Source organism: Myroides phaeus (genome assembly GCF_009799805.1).
GTDB lineage: Bacteria > Bacteroidota > Bacteroidia > Flavobacteriales > Flavobacteriaceae > Flavobacterium > Flavobacterium phaeum_A.
The window spans coordinates 2,325,649-2,344,907 of the sequence record NZ_CP047050.1; the positions used below are offsets into that span (position 1 = coordinate 2,325,649).

General features: G+C 35.1%; 18 protein-coding genes. 4 read left to right on the forward strand and 14 right to left on the reverse strand.

All coding sequences use genetic code 11. The features are described from left to right. Nucleotide 1: 1 nt before the first annotated feature. Genes GQS07_RS10385 through hutI form a run of 3 tightly spaced genes read right to left on the reverse strand, consistent with a single transcriptional unit; the run spans nucleotide 2 to nucleotide 3,002 of the window. Nucleotides 2-676, reverse strand: coding sequence for a response regulator transcription factor (locus GQS07_RS10385; protein ID WP_158210739.1), 675 nt, complete (start codon nucleotides 674-676; stop codon nucleotides 2-4). 2 nt (nucleotides 677-678) lie between these two features. Continuing rightward, nucleotides 679-1,722, reverse strand: a complete 1,044-nt coding sequence (locus tag GQS07_RS10390; RefSeq protein WP_158210740.1) for a formimidoylglutamase — start codon at nucleotides 1,720-1,722, stop codon at nucleotides 679-681. A 44-nt stretch (nucleotides 1,723-1,766) separates the two neighbouring features. Further along, nucleotides 1,767-3,002 (reverse strand): imidazolonepropionase, encoded by a 1,236-nt coding sequence (hutI, locus tag GQS07_RS10395; protein ID WP_158210741.1) that lies wholly within the window; start codon nucleotides 3,000-3,002, stop codon nucleotides 1,767-1,769. 77 nt (nucleotides 3,003-3,079) lie between these two features. Between hutI and corA the strand changes: the two genes are divergently transcribed. Continuing rightward, complete coding sequence (gene corA, locus GQS07_RS10400; RefSeq protein ID WP_158210742.1) at nucleotides 3,080-4,165, forward strand: magnesium/cobalt transporter CorA; 1,086 nt, start codon at nucleotides 3,080-3,082, stop codon at nucleotides 4,163-4,165. A gap of 1,003 nt (nucleotides 4,166-5,168) precedes the next feature. Here the strand turns inward: corA and GQS07_RS10405 are convergent. The 3 genes from GQS07_RS10405 to GQS07_RS10415 form a co-directional block, all read right to left on the reverse strand. Next, nucleotides 5,169-5,894, reverse strand: coding sequence for a hypothetical protein (locus tag GQS07_RS10405; RefSeq protein ID WP_158210743.1), 726 nt, complete (start codon nucleotides 5,892-5,894; stop codon nucleotides 5,169-5,171). Between the two features lie 453 nt (nucleotides 5,895-6,347). Then, nucleotides 6,348-6,812 carry a hypothetical protein gene (locus tag GQS07_RS10410; protein ID WP_158210744.1) on the reverse strand — a complete coding sequence of 155 codons (465 nt, stop codon included), beginning with the start codon at nucleotides 6,810-6,812 and terminating at the stop codon, nucleotides 6,348-6,350. A gap of 69 nt (nucleotides 6,813-6,881) precedes the next feature. Beyond that, complete coding sequence (locus tag GQS07_RS10415) at nucleotides 6,882-7,502, reverse strand: class I SAM-dependent methyltransferase (protein ID WP_158210745.1); 621 nt, start codon at nucleotides 7,500-7,502, stop codon at nucleotides 6,882-6,884. Between the two features lie 193 nt (nucleotides 7,503-7,695). Between GQS07_RS10415 and GQS07_RS10420 the strand changes: the two genes are divergently transcribed. The 3 genes from GQS07_RS10420 (at nucleotide 7,696) to GQS07_RS10430 (ending at nucleotide 10,223) form a co-directional block, all read left to right on the forward strand. Further along, nucleotides 7,696-8,466 carry a hypothetical protein gene (locus tag GQS07_RS10420; protein WP_158210746.1) on the forward strand — a complete coding sequence of 257 codons (771 nt, stop codon included), beginning with the start codon at nucleotides 7,696-7,698 and terminating at the stop codon, nucleotides 8,464-8,466. Further along, nucleotides 8,463-8,945 (forward strand): PIN domain-containing protein, encoded by a 483-nt coding sequence (locus GQS07_RS10425; RefSeq protein ID WP_158210747.1) that lies wholly within the window; start codon nucleotides 8,463-8,465, stop codon nucleotides 8,943-8,945. The genes GQS07_RS10420 and GQS07_RS10425 overlap by 4 nt, the downstream gene beginning before the upstream one ends. A 183-nt stretch (nucleotides 8,946-9,128) precedes the next feature. Beyond that, on the forward strand, nucleotides 9,129-10,223 hold the full coding sequence (locus tag GQS07_RS10430) for a Fic family protein (protein WP_158210748.1): 1,095 nt from the start codon (nucleotides 9,129-9,131) through the stop codon (nucleotides 10,221-10,223). A 109-nt stretch (nucleotides 10,224-10,332) separates the two neighbouring features. Here the strand turns inward: GQS07_RS10430 and GQS07_RS13700 are convergent, their stop codons facing one another. From GQS07_RS13700 to GQS07_RS10465, 8 genes are all read right to left on the reverse strand, one after another. Then, nucleotides 10,333-10,500 carry a hypothetical protein gene (locus tag GQS07_RS13700; RefSeq protein WP_176770719.1) on the reverse strand — a complete coding sequence of 56 codons (168 nt, stop codon included), beginning with the start codon at nucleotides 10,498-10,500 and terminating at the stop codon, nucleotides 10,333-10,335. 16 nt (nucleotides 10,501-10,516) lie between these two features. Further along, nucleotides 10,517-11,848: a c-type cytochrome gene (locus tag GQS07_RS10435; RefSeq protein WP_158210749.1), complete on the reverse strand. Its 1,332-nt coding sequence runs from the start codon at nucleotides 11,846-11,848 to the stop codon at nucleotides 10,517-10,519. 1 nt (nucleotide 11,849) lies between these two features. Continuing rightward, the gene (locus tag GQS07_RS10440) at nucleotides 11,850-13,298 is read right to left on the reverse strand and encodes a c-type cytochrome (protein WP_158210750.1); all 1,449 of its coding nucleotides are present in this window, start codon (nucleotides 13,296-13,298) and stop codon (nucleotides 11,850-11,852) included. Nucleotides 13,299-13,415: 117 nt separating this feature from the next. Further along, nucleotides 13,416-14,309 (reverse strand): helix-turn-helix domain-containing protein, encoded by an 894-nt coding sequence (locus tag GQS07_RS10445; RefSeq protein ID WP_158210751.1) that lies wholly within the window; start codon nucleotides 14,307-14,309, stop codon nucleotides 13,416-13,418. A gap of 152 nt (nucleotides 14,310-14,461) precedes the next feature. Beyond that, nucleotides 14,462-16,036 (reverse strand): DHA2 family efflux MFS transporter permease subunit, encoded by a 1,575-nt coding sequence (locus GQS07_RS10450; RefSeq protein ID WP_158210752.1) that lies wholly within the window; start codon nucleotides 16,034-16,036, stop codon nucleotides 14,462-14,464. A gap of 11 nt (nucleotides 16,037-16,047) precedes the next feature. Next, nucleotides 16,048-17,193, reverse strand: a complete 1,146-nt coding sequence (locus GQS07_RS10455) for an HlyD family secretion protein (protein WP_158210753.1) — start codon at nucleotides 17,191-17,193, stop codon at nucleotides 16,048-16,050. A 2-nt stretch (nucleotides 17,194-17,195) separates the two neighbouring features. Next, complete coding sequence (locus GQS07_RS10460; protein WP_158210754.1) at nucleotides 17,196-18,515, reverse strand: TolC family protein; 1,320 nt, start codon at nucleotides 18,513-18,515, stop codon at nucleotides 17,196-17,198. Next, nucleotides 18,502-19,134: a TetR/AcrR family transcriptional regulator gene (locus tag GQS07_RS10465; protein WP_090406505.1), complete on the reverse strand. Its 633-nt coding sequence runs from the start codon at nucleotides 19,132-19,134 to the stop codon at nucleotides 18,502-18,504. The genes GQS07_RS10460 and GQS07_RS10465 overlap by 14 nt, the downstream gene beginning before the upstream one ends. Between the last annotated feature and the right edge of the window lie 125 nt (nucleotides 19,135-19,259).

The following is a 19,259-nucleotide window of genomic DNA, read 5'->3' on the forward strand; positions in this document are numbered from 1 at the left end:
ATTATTCTTGTAACATATAACCCGTTCCTTTGATCGTGTGAATCATTTTGCCTTGTGATTCATCCAGTTTATTTCTCAAATAAGAGATATACACATCTACTACATTTGTATTGGTGTCAAACTGAATACCCCACACGCGTTCCAGAATTTGCATTCTCGACACGACCTTGTCTTTGTTTTCCAACAAGAACAACAGCAATTTGTATTCACGAGGAGACAAGTCTATTTGTTTATCTCCTTGCATTACAAGGTGTTTTTCTGGGTCAAGCTTTAAATCGCGGCATACATAAACGTGTTCCCTTTTTTCGTAGTTAAACTTCGTACGTCTTGTCAGTGCATTAATACGAGAAATCAACTCGCTAAAGTGAAACGGTTTAGTCAAGTAATCATCAGCACCACCGTCTAAAGCAGAGATTTTGTCTGAGGTTTCACTCAAAGCGCTCAACATTAGAATAGGCGTGTAGTTCTTCTTAAAACGAATCATTTTAGTCAACTGAATACCATCAATGCCCGGCAGCATAATGTCCATCAAGATTAAGTCCCACTCTCCATTTAAGATAAGCTCTCTTGCGTGCTCACCCGTTTGTGCGAGTTCAACTCTCATTCCGTTTTCCTCTAAACCCTTTACGATGAAATCGCTAATGCGTGTGTCATCCTCAACTAATAGTATATTCACAATTAAAGTCTTTCCATATTTGATTTCATAAAATCAGTTACCAAATAAGCAATCAGTTTACCTACTAAGTGACTGTTTTGTTCAAAGTCTAACGACGGCGCTCCTTCACAAATGTGTAGGTAGCTTGCATTGCGCGACTTTCCAAAGAAGTGGATGAATTGACGTAATCGCTCAGCCGAGAAACCTGTTGGTGTAATGGCACTACTTGCAATCATTGGCACCGCGTCTAAATCAATCTCAATTCCATAGTAATTATAGTCTATGTGCTTTTGAGCTGTAATTAACTCAGTGTCAAAAGACTTTTCTTTTCTAATGCGTATTTGCTCATACGTATTGTACTTCACACGGTCTGCATTCGCCTTTATATCAGCAAATATAGTCTTTGAAGTATAGTTTTCGTGTAGTCCAAAAATGAAGTAATTCTTCAAGAACCCTTCTTCAAAGGCGTAAGAAAACCCATTACCACTATGGCGACCTTCTAAAGGACGGAAGTCAGAATGCGCGTCAAAGTTAATGACATTGATGTGCTTCCCTTTTGCTAAAGCAACTCCTTTGATATTACCATAAGCATTGTTATGTCCTCCGCCAATAATAATCGGAATTTTACCAGCATTAACTATTTTGGTAATTGTATGAGATACCTCTTTGTCAATACAAGAAACCAATTCACACAAGCGTTTTCTGTCCTCTTTACTTGTTGTGTCTAAGTTTCTCGCTTCAGCCATCTCTTGTTCAAAGTCTAAATGACCAACAATTGTAGTCCAACTTCCCTTACAAAAGCGGTTGTGTTGAATATTGAGGAAACTATTTAAAAACGATTGCCAAGCTGTAGCGGTTCCAGGGCGACCAAGGTTTGCTTTAACCCCAATGTCTTCCGGAATACCAATAATAGCGTATTTTGCATCTATCGTTGCTAATTCGTCTTCCCAATTAGCATCTGATTCTAAGGTATGTATTCTCTCGCCAAACTTAATTTCGCCACTTCTAAACTTTGTAAGGGCAATTAAATCAGCTTTCTTGAATAATTTTATCTTTTGACTATTCATAGTTCAATTTTTTGTGGTGTGTAAAAAAGAGGAGTTCCTCTGTCTTATTGCAACTTTCCGTTTAAGATAACCTGCTCAATGTTGTTACTACCAAATGCGTATGGCAATTCGTAAAAAGAGTGCAATGGTTTCGTGATAATCAAACTTGCCTTTTTCCCTTTTGTGATACTACCATAATCTTGTCCAACGCCCATAGCATAAGCCCCGTTTATTGTAGCGGCATTAATAGCCTCTTCTGGAGTCATTTTCATCTTAATACAAGCCGTAGATACTACAAAGTTCATATTACCTGAAGGTGTAGTTCCTGGGTTTGAGTCAGAGGCTAAGGCAATCGGCAATCCAGCGTCAATCATTTTACGTGCTGGTGTGTACGGAATCGAAATAAAGAACGAACACGTAGGTAGGGCTACAGGCATTGTTTTACTCCCTTTTAAGATAGCAATATCTTCATCGGTTACTATTTCCAAGTGGTCAACTGACAAGGCACCATTCTTCACACACATTTCAATTCCGCCAATAGCCGTAAATTGGTTAACGTGTACTTTAGCAATCATTCCGTGTTTTTGTCCTGCTTGAATAATGCGTTCTGTTTCTTCACAAGAGAAGTATCCTGTTTCTAAGAAAGCATCTACATATTCCGCCAACCCTTCTTTTGCGATAGCTGGAATCATTTCATCAACCAGTAAATCGATGTATCCTTTGTGGTTGTCCTTATACGCTGTTGGGAATGCGTGAGCCCCTAAAAACGTAGCTTTTATTTCAATAGGGTAGTTGTCTTTCAACTTCTTGATTACCCTAAGCATTTTTAGTTCCGCTTCTAATGTAAGTCCGTATCCAGACTTTATTTCAACCGCACCTGTACCTTGTTGGATAACCTCCTCTAAGCGTTTGCGCGATTGTTCGTATAATTCTTCTTCTGAAAGTTCTTGTAACTTCTTAGCTGAGTTTAAAATTCCCCCTCCGCGATTGAATATTTCCTCGTAACTCAATCCGTTGATTCGATCTACAAACTCCAACTCTCTGTTGCCAGCATATACTAAGTGAGTGTGGCTATCTACCCAAGTTGGTAAAACAGTTTTACCCGTAACATCAATTACCTCGTCAAAATCAGCAGTCGGACAATCGCTCATCGGACCAAAGTCTTTAATGATGTCGTTTTCAATTAAAAGGAAAGCATTTTCAAGCACAGGTAGTGTTTTCATTTCTTGTCCTTCTAATTTGTCGATATGTTGATTTCTAACTTGTAGAATTTCCTTGATGTTTTTCAGTAGTATAGTCATTGTTTTTTGTTTTGTTATTAGTCCTCAATATACTGTTTAATTGGAAAAACCAGTATATTTATTCAAAATTAAGAAATGTGAGGCGAGTTAAATATAATAAAATAAGAAAACTTCAGGGCAATTATTTAGAATATTCAGGTGATTTTCCGGATGTTCCTATTTCAATGCAGTTATTTGTCTATGATGAAAACAAATTTGAGGAGTACAACGATTTGAGTTTAAAGGAAATAGAGGATATTCTGAATGCGGCAAGTCCAAATGCTATCAAATGGTTTAATTTACACGGATTACACGATATTGAGTTGCTTCAAGAGATAGGGCGTTTCTTTAATATCGAATCTTATATTATGGCGGAGATACTGAACTTTTCAAGACGTACGCGTGTTGAGGAGTTGGATGATGTTATGTTTTTTAGTGTCAAGGCAATTTTACCGTTTAAAGAAACGGATGTTACTATAGACGTAGAACAAGTTAGCTTTATCTTGAAAAACGAAATATTACTGTCGTTTCAAGAGAAGAAAGGCGATTTTTTCAATGTAATTAGAGAGCGTATTCGCACGAAAACGGGTTTAGTGCGCAAGCGTGATTCGAGTTATTTGTTGTACGCTTTAATGGAGTCGTTGATGGACAGCTTCCTGACGGTGTTAGATGTAGTTGAAGATGGGGTAGAGACGGTGTTAATAGATGCGAAGACGCAGTATCAAAGACGTACGTTGGTCAATATTGAAGGATATACGCAGGAGTTACAAGATATTAAACGAGCTATTATTCCACTGAGAGAGGTATTGTATAGTCTTAAAACCCAACACGACAAAGGAAATACGGATTGTATTATCAGCAAGTCGAGTATGGTATTTTTTGAGCGTTTACAGTTTAAATCGGTGGAGTTGCTTGATCAGATAGAGTATAACCTCAACAAATTAGACAGTGCTACAAACTTCTTCTTTTCAGCACAAAGCAACCGTATGAATGAGATTATGAAGGTATTGACAATAGTATCTGTCATCTTTATTCCCTTGACATTTATCGTTGGGGTGTACGGAATGAACTTTGAGAATATGCCAGAATTGAAGTATGAGAATGGGTATTATTGGACTTTAGGTGGAATGTTTGCCTTGGTTATCGTAATGATATTGTACTTCAAGTGGCGTAAATGGTTTTGATTAGAATAGCTGTTTCAAAGGAGTAGAAAAAAATAAAGCTCTATCAACAACAATAGAGCTTTAATTAGGAAACAACATATAACGTTATAGAAACGAGTTCTATATAGTTCGAATTTAGTGTTGATTTATAAATATTGGATAAGATAGCTTAACACAATATATCAACATATAAATCAGGATGAATATTATAGTGCTTCATAACAACAAGAATGTTTGTTTAAGCAGGAAATATTTTAGGTAATTAATGAGTCTATAGCTATTAAATTGAAGAAGATGTTTTAAAAGTAATTCTACATATTGCGAATCAATATTTACTTGTAATATTTCTTACTTAAAATTAATCTAAAGTATTGTACTTATTATTACTCTACTGATTTATTCTTGTACAAAAATAGATAAAATAGGTACTGCAAAGACTTAAAAAGTAGCTAAAACTTTGTGTATTATTGCTTTTTGCGAATAAATTATTGGGATTGTTAATCTTTGTTTTTTAAACCTTGAATTTTTACTAAAACAATTATTTTTAAAGAGAAATAAGGATAAAAATTAATGGCGTTTGACGCAATATGTCCTTGCTTTTTGACAGATTGTTATTATTTGGTCGAATTTGGTGTAAATAAATTAACATTTGAAAGAATATCAAGTAGAATAAAAGTGAGTAAAAACAAATGTTAGTTATAAAGAGAAAAGAAAAATTTGTTGCATTTTATAACGGGATAAGTAAAGAAAGCAAAACTTAATTAGGTAGTTTGTTTTTTGTGTAATCTATGTTAAGTGTATAAAACGTATTTCTTTTTATGCCTTTGGATAACATTAATCAGAAAGATATGAAGGTTAAAGGTATGTTGTCTATTTAAATGTTTTGGTTTAGATATTGGTATTTCTATGTAAAGACATTTATTATAAGGGGATGACGTAGCATTGGTAAACGAATAAAAGAGTAAAAGCACAGTTTAAACGAACTGTGCTTTTTTGTTGTTTTATATTAATTTAGAGGAGTAATTTATTTACCGAAAATAATTGTACTTGGATGATATAGTTTGTTGTTGTACAAATTTTCACTATCATCTTCAGCAGTATAGTAAAAGAGTAATTCTGCAATTACAATTGTAAAGTGTTCTTTTTTAGGTATTTCAAAATAACACTGAAATTCTTCTGTTGCTGTCTTTGACGATGAGAACACAAATATATGATTTGGTAAAACTGTCTGTTTTTCTCCCTTTAACTCATCAGTGTATAGACTAAATTTTAAACAAGCCGTTGTGGCTATATAGGGAAACATTACAAATTTGCTTGGCTCAAAAGGAGGAATAGTAATATGTAGTTTATTGTCTTCTGATAATTCCGTTTTAATTTTTGCATAAAATGTTTTTTCAAAGGGTTGTGTAGTATTAAACTCAAACCCCTTTATGCCTTCCATTGAACTGTTAAGTAGATTGCGTTGTCCTTTATCGAGTTCTTTGTTACTTTTCAGCGCATTGTACAGTGCTCCAGTAAATCGTCTGTATAAGTATTTATCGTGTTTGTTGTCTAATATCTTTTCAATATTAGCACGAATCAATTTTCCGTCTGAACTTGCAATTTTAAACTCGTTAAAATTTTCAAGCGATTGTTTGTTCATCTTTCTTTTCTTTCCTTTTGATTGTATGAATTGTTTACCTCCAATTTCTCTTGCGATAACAGTACCAACTAATCCGTGAAGTTTTCCTTTGTTGTCAAGTCTTGCCATAAGGTAGTGTAGTTATAAATTATTTGATTTTTTATGTTTTAAAAATCTGTAATTAATACAGTTGAGGTCGATTAGCATTGCTGATTGTCCTTGTTAAAACAGCAATAAGTATAGCATATTCTTGTGTGTACCCTTGTTGTTAATGCAATTAATTTAAAGGCTTTTCTGTAAGTGGTTTTCTTTGATTTTTGATATATTTATTTTTTATAAATGACTGATTATTTGTTAGTTATATCAATAATTATACCATAGTGTATGTATATCTTATATAATGTTTATGTATATTCAATGTATCTTTTTACATAGATTTTATACATTGGGTATACAAGGACTATACATAGAGTATACATACACTCTGTATAAAACCCAATAAAAAACACCATATCGTAGGGAAATGATAAGGTGTTTTGAGACTTGGTTTGCTGCTAATAGGGAGAAAGTTTATTCCGATTTTTATTTTTTAGAGTTTATTTTCTGGCAATGGGACTGTTGGTCAATACAGTTTATTCCATCTTGATGTGGGTAGCACAGTTTTGAATTATTGGCTACGATGCAGTGATTCGTACCAATGATGAGGTAGGGAGTAGTGATATCGCGAACCATTACTTTGTGTAAAAGGGTTGTAATGCTGTGTGTGTCTGTATTTGTTTGAAGGTAATAGTTGTCTTTTATGTAGTTTATCGCTGTCGATTGCACTTGAATTGTATAGGGTACTATCGCTTGGTAATATTGTGTTAGCTCTTTGAGAAAGTCTTTTTCATCTAATAGATACGTATATGTCTGACTACCTTCTTTGTCAAAGTGTATTTTAGCGATGTTCTTTTGATCTAATGTTCGCGTGCGATAGGTAGGGGGATTCGCCTCTTGTTGTGCAAAGCAAAAAGTGGAAAATAACAAGCTGATTAGCAGTGTTTTCATTGTGTTTTTTAGGTTTATATACTACAATAATTATACCTAAAATACTGCTGATTCAGTTGGTGTGTAAGCCTACTTTTTTCTCAATACAAACATTCTTTCTGTTTGTGATTCAATGTGGTATCCGAATTTGTTGGCAATGTATGTGATTGTTTGTGGGGTGTAGATAAACACGTGGGTTTGGTCTTTGCGGTAATACCACTTGTCAAAGGGTTGTTGTCCTGTGTATTGGTGAGTCATAACTACTAATAATCCTCCCGAATGCAACAAATCGGTTAGTTTTACAATTTCTTCAAAAGGGTTGTAAAAGTGTTCAAATACCTCACAACTAAAGATGTAGTCATAGCGGTGGTTGAGGTAATCCATATCTGGATAAAAATAGGGGTCGTATAGTTTTACTTGGTATCCTTTGTCAACCAATTGCTTGGTGATAACCGGACCTTTACCACAGCCAAAGTCGAGTCCCAACATTGTTGCTGAGCACTGTTCTAAGATGGTATTGGTAATCGGTGAAGTGAATTTTTGGTATCCAATATCGTTCACATCGTTGTTGTGACACTCGTAGTGTTGTTTCTCTTTCTCTTGGTTAAAATAGAGTGTTTCGTCTTTTACATACGCCTTACAAGTAGGACATTGAAAGTATTCAGGATCGATTTTATCAACAAGCGGTGTGTGACACAAGGTGCAGTTCATATCGGTGTTTTTGGAAGGGTAAAGTTAAGGAATATAGTGGGGAGGGGGAAATGAAAGGAGTAAAGGAACAAGAAAATAAGAAAATAAAGGAAGTATACTGTATAATTATTAAATTTTATTTATATTTATTGTATTGATTATCAGTGATGAGAAAAGAATTTTGTTACAAGAAATAGTTTCATAAATTTGCAAAATGGAAGAACAAGGTTACATAGAATTAAGAGTTGAAAATTATAATAAAACTCTAACACCTCAAGATGTTGATATACGTGAAATAGCAAGTATTATATCTGACATCGAGGCTTTTTTGTATCCTACCAGAGAAGAAAAAAAACTACGCCCTCATATAGCTTATGATATTGAAGCAGGGTCTGCAAGACATAAGTTTTTCCTTCCTATTTCTGCTGTTTTATTATTTAATGGACTTGTAACAGAGATTAATAAACGAGGAGATTTAAGTTTTTTAGATTATAAAAGACAAGAGGTTATTTCAAGATTTCAGAAAAGAGCAAGTACAGATGGATATAGCATTGAGTTTAATAGCTCATTAACTACTGTTCCTTTATTGGTAATAAATTCAGAAACATCTTATGAAATGAGTAAGATTCAATACGTAGAAAGTGAGTTTTATTTATATGGAGAGATCTATCAAGAGGGGGGAAAGAATCCTAATATTCATATATCAACTACCCAATATGGAAATTTAGCAATTTCAGCGACGAAAAACCAGATATTGGATGGAAAGAAAAAAACCTATAAACCCTATGGTGTTAAAGTTAGAGGGAAAAAAAATTTAGTGGAAAATGGTAAATTAAGCGATTTATCTCTAATTGAATTTATTGATTACCGTCCTGTTTTTGACCGTACTTTATTAGATAAAGCTATTGCGAAAGCCTCTGTTAATTTGAGTAAAATCAAAGATGTTGATGCGTGGATAGAAACTATTAAAGTGGAGGGAATATGAGAGAGATAAAGAGTATTTTAGTAGATAATTCTTTTGTAACCAGATTGTTGAAATCTGATGATGAATACCATGATTGCGTAGTTGAATATTATCAGTACTTTTTGGAAAATAAGATTGAGATGTATTTGTCTACAATTGTAATTAGTGAGTATGGTGTAGCTGATAATCCCGATAATTTATTGGAGTTAAATAGTTTTCGCATATTAGAGTTTGATTATGGAGATGCTAAAATTTCTGGAAATTATTTTGCACTTTTGAAAGGTGATGAAACATTGAGAGAGGTTGAGGAAAGAAAGGTTATAATTAATGATTTAAAGTTGTTTGCTCAAATTCAAAATAGAAATATTGATGCTTTTATTACTAAAGATAGAAAAGCACTTTCTAAAATGATATTACCCTTAAAAGAGCATAAAGGCTTAGCATTTAAGTATTTTGATCTTACTGTTCCTTTGAAGGATATACTTGGTAGATTATTTTAAAAGGAATAAGCTACCTTCATTTACAATAAAAAAGCCCTAAACAGTAATCTGTTTAGGGCTTTTTTAATTATTAGTAACTCTAATGATAGCCTTTCTTTGTCTTTTTGCGGTGAAAAAAGCTTCTATTCACCGCACATTTTGCGGTGAATAAGGTGTATATTTACCGCATAAAAGAAAAAAAGTATGTCAAGTTATATACATAATCTGAAAAAATGGCCTGATTTCCAATGGGATGAAGAAGATTTAATTACTTTATTGAGTGAAGTTCGAAACTTGCAGGGCAAATTAATGGGTAAGATAGAATTATTAGGTTTTGAATTGCAAGATGAAGCTAATTTAGAAACCTTGATTCAAGATGTTGTTCAGTCGTCTGAAATTGAAGGAGAGGTGCTAAATCCTGAGCAAGTACGTTCTTCTATTGCAACTCGTCTAGGGCTTGAAAATTCAGGTATAGAACATTCTGATAGACATATTGATGGTATAGTTGATATGATGCTTGATGCCACTCAGAATGAGAGTAAAAAATTGACAGAAGAACGGTTGTTTGGCTGGCATTCAGCTTTGTTTCCAACAGGAAGAAGTGGTATGCATAAAATTAAAGTTGGTGACTGGCGAGAGGGAGATATGCAAGTTGTTTCAGGTGGTATGGGAAGAGAAATAGTCCATTATGAAGCACCAAAACCTTCGCGTTTATCGATGGAAATGAGTGAGTTTATAGATTGGTTTAACAATTTTTCTGAGATAGATTCGATTATAAAAGCAAGCATCGCTCATTTATGGTTTTTGACAATACATCCATTTGACGATGGAAATGGTCGTATAGCTAGAGCAATAGCAGATATGCAGTTGTCTAAATCAGATGGTGTTAATCAACGATTTTATAGTATGTCTATGCAAATAAAGGATAAGAAAAAGTCTTACTATACAATATTAGAACGTACCCAGAGAGGCGACTTGGATATTACAGATTGGATAGTTTGGTTTTTAGAACGATTAAAAGAGGCGATAATTGACTCAAATGTAATTATTGATAAAGTAATAAGGAAACATCAATTTTGGATGAGAAATGCTATTAAAGTAGGTAATGATAGACAACGTTTGATGTTGAATAAGTTGATAGAAGGCTTTGAAGGTAATTTAACAACGAGTAAGTGGGCAAAAATAGCAAAGACATCACAAGATTCTGCTTTGAGGGATATTACTGATTTAGTAGAAAAAAACATACTTATAAAAGCAGGGGCAGGAGGGAGAAGTACACATTATACTTTAAATTGGTAAACTAAAACCACTTACCTCATCAAAAGAAAAAAGGGAATTACATTCAGTTGTAATTCCCTTTTTTAGAGTAAAATGAAAAAGTGTATATGTATAAATTAGGAAAAAGCTTTTAGTATAATCCTTTTATAAATTGGTATTTAGTATCTTCTTCAATTTCTTTATCCCATAGCTCTTTATCTTTAAAGACCAATAGGTAAACGCGCAGTACTCTGGAGATCATTGAGACACAAACCAATAGTATTGCGATAATAACGATAACACATAGGGCTATGATCATAACAATAAGTTTTATATTAAATGTTTAAAATAAATTCTGTTAAATCCTCCATATCCTGGTCGTTAATCTGTGGGAATGGTGGCATTTGAGGAGCATCAGGACGTTTTTTACCTGGTGATTTAATCCATTTGATTAAGTCTTTTTTATCTCCTTCATAAATACTTCTCATTTCAGTTACAGGAGGACCTACTAATTGTGAGTCTACTTTATGACAAGCAGCACAGTATGAGTTGAAAACAGCTTTACCTTTAGCTGTAGTATCTCCTGATTGTTCTGCTTCTGCAATAGCTTGCGCTTCTTCAGCTTCTTGATTAGCAGCTTCTTCTCTCGCTTTTCTTGAAGCTTCTAAGAATTGTTCTGTTTTCTGAGCCATTAACTCACGGTGTGGGTTTAATGCATTTGCACGGTAAACGTGACGTCCACTACCCATAAACAAGACTACAATTCCCATTGAAATAACAATTTTGTAGAAATGTTTGTCTAAATCCTCATCTTTTCCTTTCAGTGTTTGCCACATCCAGTAAACAGAGTAAGCAGCAATAGCAACTCCAGGAAGGATAACAGCCATTAATCCCCAATTAACCCCTTTTGAAGGTAATGTAGCTAATACAATAGGTCCGAATAAGAACTGAGCTCCAGAAGCACCGATTGCAATTTGGTAACCAATACGTTTTACTTTTGCTCTTGTAAATACTTGGAAGTATTCTTCAAAAGGATAGTTCTTACGTCCCATATACCACGCAATGAATAAACCAGTTAAGGCAAGCGAGGCACACAAGAAGTGGAAGTATCTTGGGAATACGTTTGGCAGAGTTAAAGCAGAAAGGAATCCGTGAATAGTAGTCCATTTCTCAGGGAACAGCATTAAATTGATGTTTACTAAGAATATTAGTGGAATGAAAAGGAAGATAAGTACCGCCAATGCCATAATAGCAATGTGTAAATACTTCATGTTTTTCATAGCCTCCCACGCATATTTATGTAAATAAGTCAATAAGAAAGCAATCACTACTAACGGAATAATTAGTATCCACATAATTCCTGTTAGGGAGTTAGCGGTATAAAAGTAGATAGTATATAAAGCGTTAATACTTAAAAGAGGAGCAACCCCAAGTACAACAGCCATACTTTTATTTACCGTAATTGTAGCGGCAATCTCTTTTGCTAACGTATCGTATTCTTTGTTTTTAAGTCCTTTTATTTCGGCCCATAACGTAGTTATAGAACCACCTACCATCAAATTGACAAATACAATGTGAGCTAAGAAAGAAACTACTAATAAAACGACAAGTAGCCATTCTGGTAGTGGTAAGTCTAAAGGAATATCTTTTGGTAATGGAGTATTCATATTATTCTTGTGTTTTTAATTCAATAAAATGTTCAACTGAGTGTCCTGGGTTTAGTTTAACCCCAGCGCTTTGTGCCCCTTGTACAGAAGTACCACTTAGTTGTAAGTAAAAAATGTAATGTGCTAAAGCGTCTAATTCTTCTGCATTTCCAGGGTAAGGAGGCATATACGTTCTACCGTTGTGCATATTCGGAATATAAGCTTTCATCGAATTGATGTCTAACGGTTTGTCAAAACCATACATTTTCTCGAATACGTAAACGATTGAGTTTATCCCTTGACTTGTGTGACATCTTGAACACGCAATTATAAATACATCTTTACCAGCTTCTAATCTGTTTTCGTCTGTGATCTCAGTAATACCAGTATAAGTAGCGTGTTTTAAAATACCTTCTTTTTGCAATAGCGGGTAGTCTTCTTCTCTAATTAAGTTAGAGTACATATAGTCTCCAATTACGTAAGGTTTACGGATAAACTCTCTCACACGTTCGAAGATTCCTAAGAAACCTAATGAAAGGATGAACGGAATTAACACCATAACAAAGTTTACGCGTTTTGGTTTCCACAAGATAAACACCGCTAAGAAAGCAAGTGAACTCGTAGCAATAAGTATGATGTATTTTAATAAGTTGTAATACTTCGCAAAGTCCATTGTACCAACAGCAGTACTCATATTAGCAGTCATTGCTTCAGGAATTACGTTGTAGTAATAAATAGACGCTAAGATTGAGAAAGGCAACCAAACTAAGATCCAGATAGCAGTAGTTTTTAGAGCAGGTCTGCGCACTAAGCTATCTTTTTTAGTAAATAGCATAATAAGCAATAGTCCAAAAGCACCACCAATAACCATAGCAGTAGGTGTTCTAAATAAAAGCTGAGGTAAGTAAATAGGGTTTGTTAAAGCGTTGAAGAACGAATGATGTGTTAACCAGTTACCTGGGTCCATCATAAATCCAAGGATTGCCACAATGATTGCCATTGTCAACCAAGAGAATCCTGATAAGAACCAACCGAAACGGATGTGTCTTTGTTTTGCTTTAAGCGATTTGTTTGAGTTTTTCCAAGTAAGGAAGTAAATCATAATGAATACAACTTCTGAAACGAAGACAATCCACTCTGTAAACCAGCCCCAATAAAATACTCGGATTAAACTACCAATTGAGTTTGGACTAATCAAGGCAGCCGAGAACCAAATACCAACTCCGGTCATAGCACCAAGAGTAGTGGTAACTACAAACCCCACCATCATCATACGGTGAACCGTAGCGTCCCAAGCTAAATCTGTGACTTCATTACGGCCACTTTTAACAACACCTTGTTGTTCTAATAATGTAATATACGGAATAAAACCTACGGCTAAACCGTGGTTAATGAATACGTGAATAATCGCTATCATCGCAATGAGGAAACGATCATTCAACCAGTCTAAATGAAATAAAGGAAAATCCATGTAGTGTTATTTTTCAGCAAAGTTAGTAGGACATCTACTGAAAAATATTACACTAATCGTGGGGATGTTTACACTTTTCAACGCAATTGATGTAAGAAAAGCGGAATTTTATTTAGATTATTTGGCTTGCTTTCTGAACTCCTCTGGTGTAAGGCCTGTGTACTTTTTAAAGAAGCGAGACAAATAAGCTGTGTTTTTGAACTCTAATTCATAGGCGATTTCTAAAACCGAAACGTCTGCATTTACAAGTAAACGCTTACATTCTAAAATCACTCTATTTCGTATAACTTCTCCAGAGGTTAACCCGTGTACTTTTTTACACAGGGTATTCAAGTGGTTAGGAGTAATATTAAGCAAGTTTGCATATTCACCAGGAAGGCGCATTGTCTTAAAGTTTTGTTCTAACAGCTCTTCGAAGTTTCTAATAACAAACTGTGCATTATTTGTTTCGTGATGTTCTTCATTATCAAACACTTTTGTAACCAAAAATAACTGTGTTTCTAAGAACAATTCAAGCATCAACACCTTCATATAGTCCTTTTTTAAAGGGCTATCATCCATAGAGGCATAAAGAATCTTCTCAAATCGTTGGTGTAAAGTTTCGTGACACTTATGGCAAGAAAACTTAGAATACTGTGCGTTACCACTGAAAAAAGAAAACTGATTTAAGTAGCTTGGATTCACTAAAAACGTACGTAAGAAGTTGTCGTTAAAGTTGATAAGAAACCCTTCAGTACCCGGTTCAAACTCCCATTTATGCACTTGAGAGGCATTTAGGAAGAACAAACACTTCTCTTCAATAGAGAATTTTTCAAAGTCAATAGAGTGGATTCCTTTTCCTTTGCTTACAAAAAGGATTTGGTAAAATGCGTGTCTATGAGGAGAGGATACGATAGTAGGTCTATTCGAAATGTAATCTTCTAAGCGATAGACAACACAATCTTGAAAGTTGTTATTGGTATCAATTAAATTACAGATGTTGTAAACTGGGATATTCGCATTCTTTTCCATAAAGACATATTTTATCACAAAGATAGAAAAGGAGTAGAGGGATTTATAATTTTTGTATGTTTTTTGTGAACGACGCAGTAATTATGACAAATAAAAAAGGTGTAGTCCCTTGCGAGACTACACCTTTTTGAAAAAAACGAAAATAAATTTAATTAGTGTCCTGCACCTGCGATTATTTTCCCTGCACCTTTTTTAATTAGGATTAGAATAAAGGGAATACAGATTAAGAATAAAACACCTAAAAACATAAATACATCCATATAGGTTAGTACTGTTGCCTGTTTGCTAACACCTAAATCCAATAGGGTATATGCTTTTTGTAGTGCCTCATCTACAGGATATCCTTTTGCTATAAAGCTTTGTTGTAGAGCGTACACGCGATTTTGTACCTCAACAGAAGCTGTATCTAAATGACTCACCAAGGCAAGTCTGTGATTTACTGTCCATCTTGAAATAAATGTTGTAATTAAGGCAATTCCGAATGAACCTCCTAATTGACGCATCATCCCCGTAAAAGCAGCACCTTCTCCAATTTGTTTGTTTCTCAAATTAGAAAGCGATAGGGTAGTAATTGGAACGAATAATAGTCCTAAACCAACCCCTCTAACAACTAACGGCCAGAAGAAGTGTTCTTTCCCCGTATCAGGTGTCAATATATTATGTGCCCAGAAGCTGTACACGAAAAATACAAGGAACCCTGTGGCTACTAAGTATTTTGGAGGTACACCTCTTTGTAACATTCTTGCAATTAACGGCATCATTAAAGCAGTCATCAGTGAACTCGGTACTAATAACATCCCTGCATCTGTAGCTGTCCACCCTAAGATAGACTGTGTGTAGATTGGAATGATAAACGTAGAACCATATAGTCCAAAACCAAGTACAAACGACAATACCGTACCAATAGCAAGGTTTGAGTCTTTTAATACACGTAGGTTTACAATTGGCTTATCACACGTTAGCTCTCTCCATACAAAGAAGAAGAAACCAAAGAAAGAAGTGATACTCAAGGTAAGAATCGTACTGTTTTCAAACCAATCGTCTTGCTGTCCGTGTTCTAACACATATTGCAACGAACCAACAGCAACGGCTAAAAAGATGATTCCTAAGAAGTCGATTTCACTTAACTTACTTTTCTCTGCATAACGCGGACTACGCACATATAATACGGTTAGTATTGTAGCCAGTATTCCAATCGGAATATTGATATAGAATATAAACGGCCAAGAGTAATTGTCAATGATGTATCCACCTAAAGGAGGACCTAACGTTGGACCAACAATAACACCCATTCCGTAAATTGCCTGAGCCACTCCACGTTTTTCAATTGGGTAACTCTCCGTAATAATCGTTTGTGAAGTTACTAATAACGCACCCCCACCAAGACCTTGTATAAAACGGAATAAGATGATTTCCCATAAAGTGGTAGAATAACCACATAAAAACGAGGCAACCGTAAAAATGATAATCGATGCCGCAAAGTAATTACGTCTTCCGAATTGTTGAGACAGCCAGCTCGTCATTGGTACTACTATTACATTGGCAATAGCATAGGCAGTAACCACCCAAGCAATGTCCGTTAGCGATACCCCCAAACTTCCCTTCATATCGTTCATTGCTACGTTTACAATCGTAGTATCAACAATTTCAAGTAAAGCACACAGGATCGCCGTAATAGTAATGATGACTCGTCTGTAGCCGTGTTCAACTAAGCTTTCTTCAGTCATACTATTTATTTTTAGCGAGCACTTTTAATGTTTACATCCACTTCCACATTTAATCCAGCACGGATGTGGTCGCGCAACTCGTCATTAGCATTAGTAAATAAGATTTTAACAGGTACACGTTGTACTGTTTTCACGAAGTTACCAGAAGCATTATCAGGAGGTAATAAAGCAAACTTAGCCCCAGTAGCTGGAGAGATAGAGTTTATTTCCCCTTCAAACTTATGTTTAGGAAACGCGTCAACTCTAATTTCAACAGGTTGTCCTTCACGCATATATTGCATTTGCGTTTCTTTAAAGTTTGCTACAATCCAGATATTATCCTTTTGAACTGTGTTGAACAATCCTTGTCCGGGTTGAATCAACTGTCCGTTTTGTAAATTTACTTTAGAAATTTGTCCGTCTTCTTTTGCTGTAATTACCGTATAAGACAAGTAAAGTTCCGCATTGTCTAAGTTTGCCTTCGCTTGCTCAACCATTGCTTTAGCGGCGTCAATTTGAGAAACAGAAGCCACCGATTGAGATTTGCTGATGTTTACTTGTTGAGCCACAGCAGATGCTTGTTTTTCGCTTGCTTTATATTGTTCTTGTAAAACTTGTAACTGTTTCTCAGCCGTTTCCTTAGCAGCAACTGCCTGTTCAAACTGTTGCTTAGTGATTGACTGATTAGCAAACAACTTCTCGTAACGGTTGTAATCATTAGTTGCTCTCCACAATTGTACTTTAGCTGTTTCGATATACGCTTTCGCTGTAGAAACATTGGCTAAGGCAGTACTTGCACCCGCTTGAGAAGAAGCCACAGTAGATTCTGTCGTATTTTTACCAGCCTCAGCTACTTGTAATTGACTCACAGAAGCGTCATAAGCAGCTTTAGCTTGTTGTACTTTAATAACGTATTCCGCGTCATCTAAAAGAATAAGCGTATCACCTTTTTTCACAACCTGGTTATCGTGAACCAATATCTCCTTAATATAACCTGGTATCTTAGAAACAACAGGTGTAATTCTCGATTCTACTTGTGCATCATCCGTTACCTCGTGAGAAAGAGAGTGTACATATTTATATATACCATAACCACCACCTAAAATAACCAAGGCGCTAAGGGCTACGATGAACTTTTTGTTAAGTGGTTTCTTTTGTACTTTATCGTTTGTTTCCATTGTTATTGTAATTCAATATTGTCTAATAATTTACCTGTTTTGTAAGCGTATTGGTATAAAGACATTGTCTCGTCTGCTTTACCAATCATTTCGTTGATTTGCGCTTGTAGTTGTTGCACATCAGCTTCAAGAAGTTGGTCTGTATCTGCCAAACCATTGTCGTATTTATCTTTTGTAATACGGTAATTCTCATTTGCTTGTTCCAATGCCTGTGCCAATACGTTGTTTTTCTTCAACGCTAATTCGTACGCATTGAATGCTTCCTTAATCTCGTAGTTTGCATAGTCTTCAACGATTTGCAACTGATAGTCAGCTTCTATCTTTTTAGCCTTAGCAATTTTAACTTCCGTTCTATTTTTGAAGATGGACGACAAGTCGTATTTAAGACCAATACCGATATTGTTAGCATTCGTAATATCAATTACCTTGTCTAACTGCATAGCAGCATAACCACCGTGTACTGCGATAGAAGGGTAGTAGTCAGAACGCGCAACGCGAATAGACGATTGGGCTAACTCAGTATTTTTCTGTGCCCCTTGCAAGTCTTTTCTGCTTTCAATATCACTTTCACCAGTAGGCAATACATCAAGAGATTTAATCGGTTGAATAGCGAATGCCTCTTCCATAGGTAATCCTAAAATGGTATTTAAACGCATATTTAGGTTTTTAAACGAAGTCAATGTTTCCTGTAACGACAGTTCCACATTAGATTCTTGTAATTGCGCTCTTAAAAAGTCATTACGAGCAATCAGCCCATTATCAAGGAAGTTTTGAAAATCAGTAACACGTTGGTGTGCTCTTTTCAAGTTCTCCTGCAACAAGTCGATTGACTGCTGTGTTTTATAAAGAGCAAAGTACAAGTTAATTGTTTGCCACACTGTATTTTCGGCTGTTGCACTTTCTGCAATCGTAGCCATTTCATACGCTTGTTGGCTTTGTTTCACAAGGTTTCTAATCTTAAACCCACTAAAAATAGGAATGATAGCATTTGCTTGTCCCATTAATAAATGTTCTGGTTTAACAGGAGAAGCCCCGTTTGCAGCTCCTTGCCCAGGTAAAGGCATTTTCAGTTTAACGTCTGTTCCTTCAAACAAATGCATATATTGTCCGGAAACCTCAATAGTAGGGTATCTCAGGTTTTTAGCACTGTTTACCTGTAATTTAGAGGCGTTTGTTTTAGCATTAGCCTTTTTGATTTCTTTACCATTTTGCATACTCAACCCAATTGCCTCATCAAGCGTTAGTGGTTTCTTATGAGGTTCTTGAGCAAACACGCTAAAGGCAAACAAAGAGGCAAGAAGGATATAATTACTTTTGCTCATTGTATTGTAAGATTGCTTTAAGTGAGTTTATTAAATAAGGATATATATGTTGTTTGATATACAAACTATATTCTTCGTGATTTTCTGTATTCCAATAACTTGAATACATCTTTTCGTGGTGTATTAAGTAACTGATACTACCAATTGTTATGATAACCAAAGCCTCAGGGTCTGGCTGTGCCTTAAAATACCCTTGTTGGTGTCCGTCTTGAATAAATCCTCTGATAACCTTCATTATTTCGCGTTGCAGTAAAAAGATGTTATCACTGATTTCTTCATCTACGTTTTTCTTAGAAAACTGACGAATCATAATAATATGGAAATCAGCATTCTTCATTAAAATAGTCAGCATATCTTCTACAAAGAAGACCAACTTTTCAAGAGGATTTAGGTCGTGGTTTTGTGTTAAGTTGGTTAGTTTCTCTCTAATACGCGTTAATCGAATTTCGAATAGAGCACTAATCAGTTGGTTTTTAGAACCAAAGTAGTAGCTTATCATTGCCACGTTAATTCCTGCAGCCTTAGAAATATCTCTGATGCTTGTTCCGTCAATTCCATTCATAGAAAATAGGTTTTCAGCAACTAATAATATCTCTTTTTGCTTCTCATTAAGTACCATTACTGTAGTTATAAGTTTGAATTCTGTGACAAAATTAAACAAACGTTTAATTAGTTATTTACTTTTTCCTTAGTTTTTTCGTGTTAAAATTGTTTTAATGCAGTATTAACAACGTATTGATGAAT

Coding starts and splice junctions, on each gene's coding strand:
- GQS07_RS10390 (WP_158210740.1), bottom strand. CDS start 1,722: ATGAATAGTCAAAAGATAAAATTATTCAAGAAAGCTGATTTAATTGCC.
- hutI (WP_158210741.1), bottom strand. CDS start 3,002: ATGACTATACTACTGAAAAACATCAAGGAAATTCTACAAGTTAGAAAT.
- GQS07_RS10405 (WP_158210743.1), bottom strand. CDS start 5,894: ATGGCAAGACTTGACAACAAAGGAAAACTTCACGGATTAGTTGGTACT.
- GQS07_RS10410 (WP_158210744.1), bottom strand. CDS start 6,812: ATGAAAACACTGCTAATCAGCTTGTTATTTTCCACTTTTTGCTTTGCA.
- GQS07_RS10415 (WP_158210745.1), bottom strand. CDS start 7,502: ATGAACTGCACCTTGTGTCACACACCGCTTGTTGATAAAATCGATCCT.
- GQS07_RS10420 (WP_158210746.1), top strand. CDS start 7,696: ATGGAAGAACAAGGTTACATAGAATTAAGAGTTGAAAATTATAATAAA.
- GQS07_RS10425 (WP_158210747.1), top strand. CDS start 8,463: ATGAGAGAGATAAAGAGTATTTTAGTAGATAATTCTTTTGTAACCAGA.
- GQS07_RS10430 (WP_158210748.1), top strand. CDS start 9,129: ATGTCAAGTTATATACATAATCTGAAAAAATGGCCTGATTTCCAATGG.
- GQS07_RS13700 (WP_176770719.1), bottom strand. CDS start 10,500: ATGATCATAGCCCTATGTGTTATCGTTATTATCGCAATACTATTGGTT.
- GQS07_RS10435 (WP_158210749.1), bottom strand. CDS start 11,848: ATGAATACTCCATTACCAAAAGATATTCCTTTAGACTTACCACTACCA.
- GQS07_RS10440 (WP_158210750.1), bottom strand. CDS start 13,298: ATGGATTTTCCTTTATTTCATTTAGACTGGTTGAATGATCGTTTCCTC.
- GQS07_RS10445 (WP_158210751.1), bottom strand. CDS start 14,309: ATGGAAAAGAATGCGAATATCCCAGTTTACAACATCTGTAATTTAATT.
- GQS07_RS10450 (WP_158210752.1), bottom strand. CDS start 16,036: ATGACTGAAGAAAGCTTAGTTGAACACGGCTACAGACGAGTCATCATT.
- GQS07_RS10455 (WP_158210753.1), bottom strand. CDS start 17,193: ATGGAAACAAACGATAAAGTACAAAAGAAACCACTTAACAAAAAGTTC.
- GQS07_RS10460 (WP_158210754.1), bottom strand. CDS start 18,515: ATGAGCAAAAGTAATTATATCCTTCTTGCCTCTTTGTTTGCCTTTAGC.
- GQS07_RS10465 (WP_090406505.1), bottom strand. CDS start 19,134: ATGGTACTTAATGAGAAGCAAAAAGAGATATTATTAGTTGCTGAAAAC.